Annotated in this window: 9 protein-coding genes; 3 read left to right on the forward strand and 6 right to left on the reverse strand. The window is 46.8% G+C overall.

Translation table 11 applies throughout. The features are described from left to right. Positions 1-141 precede the first annotated feature (141 nt). Positions 142-1,227 (forward strand): M42 family metallopeptidase, encoded by a 1,086-nt coding sequence (locus BBG47_RS04870; protein ID WP_065290776.1) that lies wholly within the window; start codon positions 142-144, stop codon positions 1,225-1,227. A gap of 120 nt (positions 1,228-1,347) precedes the next feature. Beyond that, positions 1,348-2,355, forward strand: a complete 1,008-nt coding sequence (locus BBG47_RS04875; RefSeq protein ID WP_065290777.1) for an oxidoreductase — start codon at positions 1,348-1,350, stop codon at positions 2,353-2,355. A 114-nt stretch (positions 2,356-2,469) separates the two neighbouring features. On the opposite strand, the gene BBG47_RS04880 is transcribed toward BBG47_RS04875, so the two are convergent. From BBG47_RS04880 to BBG47_RS04895, 4 genes are all read right to left on the reverse strand, one after another. Next, positions 2,470-3,000 (reverse strand): STM3941 family protein, encoded by a 531-nt coding sequence (locus BBG47_RS04880; protein WP_065290778.1) that lies wholly within the window; start codon positions 2,998-3,000, stop codon positions 2,470-2,472. A gap of 103 nt (positions 3,001-3,103) precedes the next feature. Next, a complete protein-coding gene (locus tag BBG47_RS04885; protein ID WP_065290779.1) occupies positions 3,104-5,029 on the reverse strand; it encodes an ABC-F family ATP-binding cassette domain-containing protein in 1,926 nt (641 codons plus the stop codon). A gap of 230 nt (positions 5,030-5,259) precedes the next feature. Continuing rightward, complete coding sequence (locus BBG47_RS04890; RefSeq protein WP_028533850.1) at positions 5,260-5,838, reverse strand: TetR/AcrR family transcriptional regulator; 579 nt, start codon at positions 5,836-5,838, stop codon at positions 5,260-5,262. Positions 5,839-5,953: 115 nt separating this feature from the next. Further along, positions 5,954-6,802, reverse strand: a complete 849-nt coding sequence (locus BBG47_RS04895; protein ID WP_254659745.1) for a DUF92 domain-containing protein — start codon at positions 6,800-6,802, stop codon at positions 5,954-5,956. Between the two features lie 188 nt (positions 6,803-6,990). Between BBG47_RS04895 and BBG47_RS04900 the strand changes: the two genes are divergently transcribed. Further along, positions 6,991-8,163, forward strand: a complete 1,173-nt coding sequence (locus BBG47_RS04900; protein WP_065290782.1) for a cytochrome P450 — start codon at positions 6,991-6,993, stop codon at positions 8,161-8,163. A 48-nt stretch (positions 8,164-8,211) separates the two neighbouring features. Here the strand turns inward: BBG47_RS04900 and BBG47_RS04905 are convergent, their stop codons facing one another. Further along, on the reverse strand, positions 8,212-9,528 hold the full coding sequence (locus BBG47_RS04905) for a hypothetical protein (RefSeq protein ID WP_065290783.1): 1,317 nt from the start codon (positions 9,526-9,528) through the stop codon (positions 8,212-8,214). Between the two features lie 59 nt (positions 9,529-9,587). Then, a complete protein-coding gene (rfbD, locus tag BBG47_RS04910; RefSeq protein WP_065290784.1) occupies positions 9,588-10,436 on the reverse strand; it encodes a dTDP-4-dehydrorhamnose reductase in 849 nt (282 codons plus the stop codon). Between the last annotated feature and the right edge of the window lie 29 nt (positions 10,437-10,465).

The raw sequence follows: 10,465 nt of genomic DNA on the forward strand, positions 1-10,465 counted from the left end.
GTACTTGCATTAGTACTTGCATTAGTACTTACATTAGTACTAGTCTCAGAACTAGTATTTGCATTAACACTGATTAACACTGATATTTAGCGTTTAGCGATTAAATCGTACCCATTTATCATATCAAGGAGGAATACAGTCATGACTGCACCCGATCATTCAACTATTTCATCACAACCCTTCCAAGCGATAATTGACGAAAAATACGTAACTTCCTTCCTGCTCGAATTGCTTAATACACCGAGTCCAACAGGCTATACCCACCATATTATGGCCCGCATTGGCCGTGAAGCGGAACAACTCGGATACCCATTCGAGCAGACTCAAAAAGGCTGTGGCGTCATTAAGGTAGCAGGAGAGAAGCACGATTCGAACAAAGTCATCGGATTGTCTGCCCATGTCGACACGCTGGGTGCTATGGTACGATCCATCCATGCTGATGGCACACTTCGCTTAACTTCCCTAGGCGGATATATGTCTAGTTCCATGGAGAATGAATATTGCCACATACATACTCGTGACGGTCGTACATACACAGGTACAATTATGACGAACCACCCTTCCGTGCATGTATACAGCGACGCACGCGAATACGCACGTGAAGAGAAGAACATGATTGTGCGCATCGATGAGCTTGTACATACCAAGAAAGATACCGAGGAACTTGGCATTCGCACAGGTGATTACGTTTCATTTGACGCACGTCCTGTACACTTGCCAAATGGATTTATTAAGTCGCGCCATCTGGATGACAAAGCTAGTGTAGCTGCCTTATTCGGATTGCTGGAGAGCATGAAGCGCCACGCTTGGCAGCCAAAGCACGATATTGTCATTTTCATTACGAATTACGAAGAAATCGGACATGGCGCATCCTACATTCCCCAGGAAATAACGGAGATGCTTGCTGTTGATATGGGAGCTATGGGCGATGATCTGTCTTGCAAGGAGACGGACGTGTCCATCTGTGCGAAAGATTCATCCGGGCCTTACGATTATATGATGACGGGCACTCTTATTGCTCTGGCAGAACGAGAGGGCATCGAACATGCAGTTGATATTTACCCTCACTATGGTTCCGATGCTTCAGCTGCGCTTCGCGGTGGCAACAACATCCGTGCTGCCTTAATTGGGCCAGGCGTTCATGCTTCACATGCGATGGAACGCACTCATCAACGTGCAGTAATCAATACAGCACGCTTGATTGCTGCATACATCACAGAGGAATAAGAACCTGATCCCTTATAATAAATGCTGTCTAAATGCCAACTCTGAAGCGAGTGATATCAGTCTGTCTTCAACATTAATTACACATAAGCAGTATGGAATGAAAGGGAGGTTCGAGGTAAGATGCAACAGCAATTTGCAGCGTTATGGATTAACCAGCAAACGGATGGGACACTGGATGTAAGTGTTCAACAATGTACCACCGAGCAATTGTCAGCGGGAACCGTAACGATTCGTACCGCGTATTCTGGATTGAACTACAAAGACGCGCTGGCCTGCTCTCCGACAGGGAATATCGTAAAATCATACCCCTTCATCCCCGGAATTGATGTATCTGGGGTCATCATTGAATCAGAGGATGAACGATATTCGGCAGGACAGCGTGTACTGGTAACTGGATATGGGCTAGGCGTGACCCATACAGGCGGTCTCAGTGAGATTGTGCGCGTACCAGGCGATTGGATCGTTCCACTCCCCGATTCGCTTAGCCTAAGGGAAGCGATGATATTCGGCACAGCGGGTCTCACTGCTGCTCTCGCTGTCGAACGGATAGAACGCCATGGTATTACAACTGATAAAGGCCCTATCCTTGTTACTGGTGCGACAGGCGGAGTCGGCTCCATCGCAGTCTCTATGCTGGCACAACTCGGATATGAGGTTGCCGCTTCTACAGGTAAAGCCCAGTATGAAGAGTTACTTCGTTCTCTAGGTGCCAAGCAGATTGTTGCACGTGAGGAACTTCTTCCAGAGCGGCCTCGGGCTCTCGATAAGCAGCGCTGGGCAGGGGCGATTGACGTCTGTGGCGGCGCGATTCTTGCCTCTGTCCTAACGTCTCTCCATTACGGCGGGGCTGTGGCTGCAACAGGAATGACGGCTGGTGGAACTTTGCCGGCTTCTGTCTTCCCATTTATCCTGAGAGGGACAGCCTTATATGGCATCGATTCTGTATTCGTACCGAGTACAGATCGTGTCCGCCTCTGGTCACGAATCGCGGCGGAGTGGAAGTCATTCACCCATACCCCGAACTGGATTCATGAATTGCAGCTGACTGATGTCCCTGGCTATCTCAACCAGTTGCTCCATGGCCAATCATCTGGGAGAGCCATCGTCAAGATTGGCGAAGATGAATAACAGTATGAATTGCGATTGATCGGCAGAATTGTTGAACGGTTTGCGTACGAAAAAAAGAGCAGGAACCTCACATGGGGACTACCCACTGAGGTTACCTGCTCTTCTCTTATTCGCCTAAGTATGTTGCGACTTGGCACGATCCCAGCGTACGAGCATCTCTTGAGCCACTTGCTCCAGCGAGCCTCGAATGCCAACCTTTGGGATGTTGATCTGCGTATCAACGAATGCTCGGTTCGCTGACATGAGCGAACGTTTCCAGCCCGGACACCGAGAAAGGAATTGTTCCGGATTGGCCATCTTCACTCCCAGGAAGGATTGGCCCATCATATCGTACACTTTAATTTCTTCTACCTCTGACCACAATACTCTCCCTGCTGCCCCAAGCGAGGCTTGATCATAGAAGGCATCCGCTGTCAGGATGACAGCTGGCTTGGGGACTAACATGCGGTATGCGCAATATACACCGCACATACCGAAAAATACGACACTTACTCCCCCTAGAAGCACGACTCCACCTTGATCTTGCATGAGCATGACCATTCCAATCGCAATAAACACTATGGAACATAAGAACATGACGACTAACTTGCGCTTGCTAGGATATATCACTATATCATGTGGTGCTGGTTCATACTTCCCCCTCATACGAACGCTTCCCCTCACTCCGCTGATATTCCATCGTAGTTGTTTCGATCGCTATAATCATCGATGAACTATGGTGTATTCACATTCACTCGAACCAGCAGCATTATTTCGACTTCTCAGCCTCGATTTGCTCCGATAGCTCGCTTAAATAAGTCCATCTCTCCATCAAATGCTCCAAGAGCTTCTGAGCCTCCGCATCTTCCTTCATCAGCTCCTGCAAGCGTACTGAATCATTGAACGCTTGTTCCATATCTTGCTGGATACGTTCAATATTGCTTTCCGCTTCCATGATTCGTTCCTCAATCTGTTCATACTCCCGCTCTTCCTTGTATGACATCTTGAGCTTAGGCTTGCGCTCCGATCGGCCCCCAGGATCTGCAGCAGTTGCTGTCTTCACTGTTGGCGTACCGCCTTCTGTATTCGCCGCATGTGCATGCTTAGCTCTCCATTCCATATATTCGGAGTAATTGCCAACATGCTGGGAGACACGACCGTTCTCAAACGACCAAATACGTTCTGCTACTCGATCTAAGAAGTAACGATCATGAGATACCGTAATAACAACGCCAGGGAAGTCATCCAAATACTGTTCCAGCACAGCAAGTGTCTGTACATCCAAGTCATTCGTAGGCTCGTCAAGGAGCAGCACATTCGGCGCTTCCATCAAGATACGAAGCAGTTGAAGGCGTCGCTTCTCACCACCGGACAGCTTGCCAATCAATGTCCATTGCATCGTAGGGCTGAACATGAACCGTTCGAGCATTTGTGCAGCCGTTACGGTATACCCCTCGGCGGTTTGCACGGTCTCTGCTCCCTCACGTATATATTCGATGACACGAAGGGATTCATCCATCTCTTCATGTTCTTGTGTGAAGAATCCAATCCGAACCGTAGGACCGAGCACAATTGTCCCTTGCTGCGGTTCGCGCTTGCCTGCAATGACACGAAGCAATGTCGACTTGCCGCTTCCATTTGGCCCTATGATACCAATGCGATCCCCTGGAACTGCGATGTAGCTGAGATCCTTGAACAGCTCCCGTCCATCAATCGAACACCCCAGAGACTCAATCTCCATGATCTTCTTCCCTAGCCGTGCAGACATCGCAGATATCTCCACTTGACCGTTCTTCGCTGCTGGGTTATCGGCCTGTAATTCCTCGAAGCGCTGAATACGCGCCTTCTGCTTCGTCGACCGAGCCTGTGCCCCGCGCCGAATCCATGCCAACTCATTACGGAGCAAATTCTGACGCTTATCCTCCGAGGCTGCTTCACGCGCCTCACGATCTGCCTTCAACTCTAGGAAACGCGTATAGTTCGCTTCATAGAAATACGCGCGTCCTTGATCTAATTCAATCATGCGATTCGCGACGCGATCGAGGAAATAGCGATCATGCGTAATCATAATCAATGCACCGCTTCGCTTCTGAAGCAATGCTTCCAACCACGCTACGGTCTCATTATCAATATGGTTCGTAGGTTCGTCCAGCAGCAGAAGATCCGAAGGATGAATAAGTGCTGACGCAAGCGCCACACGCTTACGCTGGCCACCTGAGAGATCGCCCATTCGGGCATCGAAGCGCTGAATCCCCAGACGGGACAGGATCGTCTTCGCATCGCTCTCAAGCTGCCAAGCCTGGAGGCGATCCATGTCATCACTCGCGCGTACCAAGCGATGCTGTACTTGCTCATCATTCGGTTGGGAAGATGCTGCTTCCAAGCACGCGGTATACGTCCGGATTGCGACCATTTCTGGGGCATCCCCACCCATTACCTGATCCAATACAGTTGCATTAGGATCAAATTCCGGCTCCTGCGGCACAAATTGAACCCGAACGCGGCTGCCAACCATGATCTTGCCTTCCTCAACGGGCTCTAATCCCATAATCGTACGAAGGAATGTAGATTTCCCCGTCCCATTCACCCCAACAATTCCGAATCGATCCCCTTCTTCGATTCCGAATGATACGTCTTTAAATAAGGTTTTGTCCCCATAACTTTTACCTAGCTGTTCAATCGTCATTACATGCATGAATTCCGTTCCTCCAATCAAGCATCAGCCATCTATAACGAAGGTGAAGCTGCAAGCGAACTAAGCCTACTTCATCCCCTTATAACCTTTTATCCTAACCCGTAGACACATCCAGATTGCAAATAGCTGTCAACAGTATAGAGTGCAGATTTATCCGCCTATCTCCTCTCCCATCATCGAAAGAGGAGAACCTTCGGTTCCCCCCTTGCACGCGATCAGGTATGAAGCTGCTATAGCGGTATGCCCTGCTTACAGCCATTCACAAACAACTCAGATGCGAACTGAATCCGCTGCCGCAAATCCTGGTTAGAGAAAGTCGGATTAAATAATATATCCATCTTGAGCATATCGAGCATACCGATAAATGATTTGGCATGAAGGAGAGGATCTGGCAAATTGAAATCCTCCATCGAGCTTGCGATTCGCTGTACATAACTCTTCATGAAGTTGCACAGCGCCTCCATCATTTCCGGATCCTTATTTGGCGCCTTGAAGAACAACTTCGTATACTCCCTGCGATTATAATAATATTCCAAATGATGCTCGGCAACGAACCCTAGACTTCCCTCCAAGGAGTCCCGCTCAAGAAGCCCCTGATCCAACTCTTGCAGAAATTGCTCAAAGCCTTGCATCATCATTACGGTAAACAGCTGCTCTTTGCTCTCGAAATATAAATATAGCGTTCCTTTGGCAATACCTGCCTTGTCAGCTATATCCGACATTTTCGTTTCATAAAAACCATTCGAACCGAAGAGTTCATAAGCCGCGTCCATAATCAACTGCAGCTTGTCACCCTGTCCATAACTCACTCGGTTCACCTCCTTGTACGCTGCTGCCATGGTTACTTACATTCTGCTTCGACTATAACATGAGACAGGAATGTTGTCGATTTCATTTGCATGACAATTGTAGATCTCTTTTGGACTACAGAAGCAAAGCGACAAAAAGTGAAACAATCGCGCCGGTACATGAAGCCAGCAAGTTCACACGATCATTATTTAACCAAACAAGACCACGTATATGATTCGTCGCTGCTTCGCAGTGTGATAATCGCTCTGTGGATACTCCACAAATTGTGCATTGATACCCAGCTTGCACAGTGGCGCCCAGCAGGGAATCGAACAATGCTCCAACTGTCCCGCCAATTGCCGCAGCAGCGATCACGATAAGAAGCGTGATCCAGCCCAATCCGTCACCTGCCGGAAGAGTTCCCAACAAACCCTGCAGCACCATCAAACCGGCTGCCGCTAGGCCTATCGTAAGTGCCCCCGCCACAGAAGCAAACGTACCAAGCAGCGATATTGCCCCTGACGTGCCAGCAGCAACCTGCTTGCCCTTCAGAAGCGAGCGGGGCAAACGCTTGCTTAAACTGCCGATTTCTGTTGCCCATGTGTCAGCATTCACTGTGGCCATTACCCCGATGAACAGCCACAGCCATATAGGACTTGGCCATATCGCATTCGCCATACATAGCAGCATGCCTATCCCGCCATTTGCGAATACCTGGCCAGCATCGCGTTCTCCCGTTTTTTCGTAAATATGATCCAGATGAGATTTCTTTCGTTTTTTCCATTTTGACCAGAATGTCGATGTGGTGAAAAAGGTGAGCAGCAATCCAAACCAAACCAGGTCGCCGCACCCATAATAGATGGTCCCCATGACCACAGCGGCTGCTGCCCCGGATCGCGTCAAGGCACACTTCCATAGTGCAGCTCCCGCAACGACAACACTTCCTGCAAAGCCGATAAGCCACGGATTTAAGCTATCTATCATTTCTATCCACCTTGCAAGCATTGTGGTTTCACCCCTTTCGTCTGTGCCCAATTCTGCCACACGAATTGAATAATATCCCTTATTGTGAAAATCATAGATAAACTAGAAGGTAGGTAATAAATCTATGTAGAAATAGTATATAGTAGTACCATAAGTGAATAAAGTATAAGTTAGGAGAGTGCATGCCAATGAACAATGCTTGGGAGACCTATTTAAAGAAAGCGAAGCAGCTCGATAATAGTTTTGAACCTTTCCTCTGGTACCAGGAAATGAGAAGCCGTTCCCCGGTCAAATATGACGAGGAGCGCAAGTCATGGGATATTTTCTTATACGAAGATGTTAAAATGATATTAGAAAATAGAGAGTATTTTTCACTTCACCGTGTCGAGAACAACGGTAATCCCGCTAGCTTAGAGAAGCATGCCCAGATGCGATCAATCGTGAGCAATTTTTTCAATCCATCCGCTACGAATAAATGGGAGGCGAAAATTAAAAAAATCGTCGACAATCTCTTGGAACAAGACAATAATAACAATTCTACAGTCGATGTGGTAAATTTGATATCGGCACCTCTCCCTGCTATTGTAATGGCTGAGTTGTTAGGAATTCCAACAGAGGATCAGCTTATGTTTAGAGAATCGGCCCAAATCATTGCATCCAGCCCTTCAAGCTCTTCGCCTGAAGAAATGAAAACTAAAATATTTCATAAACACCAAACAACCCGTAAGCTGTACCATTACTTTTCCGCTATTATTGAAGAAAAAAAACGTAATCCGTGTGAAGACGTCATTTCCGCTTTAGTTCAAGCCCAATCCACCTACGATAATCTTACTTCCCATGATATATTAAACTTCTGCATTCTGCTGATATTCGCGGGCAGCGAAACTACATCTCATTTCATTAGTAACACTATCTATTGCTTGCTAGACAACGAAGAGATAGTGGATAACGTAAAGAGCAATTCATCACTGCTACCATCCGTTCTGGAAGAAACTCTTCGTTTCCGCTCACCCGTGCAGGCCATGAATCGAGTCGTTCGAAAGGATACGATATTGCGAGGGACTTTCCTGAAGGAAGGTGACTTCATCGTCGTCTGGATCGGTTCCGCCAATCGTGATGAATTGCATTTTTATGATCCTGACAGATTCATCCCAAATCGAAGACCTAATCAGCATTTAACATTCGGTAAGGGAGAAAATTTCTGTCTTGGAGCTCCTTTAGCCCGTTTAGAAGCAAAGGTGGCAGTAAATGCGTTAATTGAGAAGTACCCTCATATGAGATTAGATCTTTCAAAGCCATTGCTCCCTATCGAAAGCCCATATGTATATGGATTGCAGCAATTACATATCACAACTGCTTAATACACAAAAAGGGAGGCGTCTGTAGACGCCTCCCTTTCACTAACGCGATCAACTCACTGCAAGGATTAGCTCTGAAGCCATTGTCCGCAACAACAATTCTACATGTTCCTCTTTTACCGAAGAAGCATCGTATCCTGTCGATAATGTAAGGTTCTGGTTGTAGCTGCTAATTAACAAAAGGAAACCTGGCGGCATCATAATCGGACCTGCAATATAGGCATCAATCACTTCCACATCACTGAAGAAAATGGGCTGGTCGCTAATTATGCCGACATTCGATAAAATCGGGTTCGACTTTTTCGATTTTATCCCTTCTTCCATTGACATGTGAAATGTTTTCTTCAACTCCTCGTAGTTAAGTGCTGCAAGTGTTTCTAACGTAACCATCCCATTGACACCAAGCCTTGGATTTTTCGCTTTCTTTGTCTGCCTGTTTACTTTCATTAAGGTATCGAGAAACGGTTCATGCTCAAGTACTTCTATTTCGATATTCATCGAGCTCGACAAATTGCATATGGCTTTAGCCTTGCCGTTCGGTAAGTGCTGCCGCAAGTCCATAGTAACAGGTAAAGGCATAGATCCCGCGCCATACGAACGGGTGATGCTGAATAAAGCCCTATAATAAGCTGTCAAAAGCAAATCATTAAACGATACTCCGTGTAGACGGTTAAATGTTTGAAATGAACGGTAAGATTCCGGTTGAAAACGATATGCAGACGTCCAAAGCTTCTGCTCTGTGCTCGGATCAAAAGGAAATGCCCACTTGGCAATAGGCTGTGCCTCTGACGCATCCCATGCCTCTAAAAGATTATGATATCCGAGCTGATCGAACACGATCCCTTGATCACGTCTTCCCTTATTTGGGACTGTTGGTGGGCTGTTCGGACTCGAACTTAAATGATTGTACGTGGATGACAACAATGAAATATAATCCTTCACTCCTCCAGCATCGCAGCAAGCATGATTGCATTTGACGCATATTAAATCATAAGTAGATCTGAATACACGAATGCTTATTAAGGGATCAACTCGCGCATCACTAGGTGCACAAATGAAAGCTTTAAGCTGAGTCTCCACATCATCCGTTTCATGGATAGAGACGCCATTTAACATGTCCAAATCGGCTCTTCTTTCCCAAAACCATTCTTGATTTTCTTCCGCTAACCGACAGCCTAGTACAGGCTCGATATCCAACGTCACGCGATAGGCCTGAACAAGGAGTTCCATATCTACAAAACCAACTAAGCGAAGAACACAATGAATTTGATGCCCAAATAATGAATTTACTCTATCCTGTGCCACGAATGGATATCGCGTGGAGTTCCCAGAATGGATTAATGATCCTGCGTCTTTCAATTGATTCACGATTTTCATCTCCTTTTAAAGAATGGGGCGGTCATCGAACATCCGAAACACTGCATAACTCATATCACATTCAAGTCAACAAACTGCCTAGTGCTCATAAAATGCTCTAACGCCTCATCCCATGGTCGCAGCATCTCGAAGCCTTGGAACATAATTGACAACTGACCCAATGAGCACGACGGAGGACGAGGAACGCTCGACAAGGACTCCGATGCGATCAAGCGTTTATCTATGTTTTGGACATTCAACAGTCGGAGAATTTCCCTGTAATATTCGAATTTATTGCATCCCCCACTATTTGTAACATGATAAATTCCATAGGATTCGGTTCGGATCAGTCCTTGTATGAAGGCTGCCAAATCAATAACGGAAGTCGGAGATCCGATTTGTTTCGGACTTACCTTCAAGGACTGCTGACGATTCAACACATCTATAATCGATCGAATGAAATTCTCCCCATAAAGCCAAGAGGTGCGTACGATCCAGTATTTAGTGTGGAAAGAGCGCACGAACAACTCCCCTCCTAATTTCGACTCGCCATAAACATTTAAAGGCCGAGGATTATCATACTCACCGTGCTCAGCTTTGGTACCGTCAAACACATAAGCCGAACTTAAGTAGAGCAGCGAGGAACCACACTGCTCAGCAGCAACCGCCACATTGCGGGTTCCGTAGCTATTTACCAAGTAAGCATTCTTTGGGTCGCCTTCCGCTTTGTCGATATTTGTGATTGCGGCAGAGTGAATTACCACATCCGGAGATACATCCCTCACAACAGAACTGGTATTGGACCATGAAGTAATATCTAAGTCCTTGCTTGAATAGGCAAATACGTCATGTTCGCTGCTCAATTTTCGAATTAATTCGCTGCTTAGTTGGCCGTGCGCTCCGGTAATTAATACTCTCATCCAATGACCTCCCCCCGTTTTTGGGGACG

Source organism: Paenibacillus sp. KS1 (assembly GCF_001680695.1).
GTDB lineage: Bacteria > Bacillota > Bacilli > Paenibacillales > Paenibacillaceae > Paenibacillus_B > Paenibacillus_B suaedae.

What these genes read in the sequence shown, in the direction of transcription:
- BBG47_RS04870 (WP_065290776.1), top strand. Translation starts at nt 142, where the DNA reads ATGACTGCACCCGATCATTCAACTATTTCATCACAACCCTTCCAAGCG.
- BBG47_RS04875 (WP_065290777.1), top strand. Translation starts at nt 1,348, where the DNA reads ATGCAACAGCAATTTGCAGCGTTATGGATTAACCAGCAAACGGATGGG.
- BBG47_RS04880 (WP_065290778.1), bottom strand. Translation starts at nt 3,000, where the DNA reads ATGAGGGGGAAGTATGAACCAGCACCACATGATATAGTGATATATCCT.
- BBG47_RS04885 (WP_065290779.1), bottom strand. Translation starts at nt 5,029, where the DNA reads ATGCATGTAATGACGATTGAACAGCTAGGTAAAAGTTATGGGGACAAA.
- BBG47_RS04895 (WP_254659745.1), bottom strand. Translation starts at nt 6,802, where the DNA reads ATGATAGATAGCTTAAATCCGTGGCTTATCGGCTTTGCAGGAAGTGTT.
- BBG47_RS04900 (WP_065290782.1), top strand. Translation starts at nt 6,991, where the DNA reads ATGAACAATGCTTGGGAGACCTATTTAAAGAAAGCGAAGCAGCTCGAT.
- rfbD (WP_065290784.1), bottom strand. Translation starts at nt 10,436, where the DNA reads ATGAGAGTATTAATTACCGGAGCGCACGGCCAACTAAGCAGCGAATTA.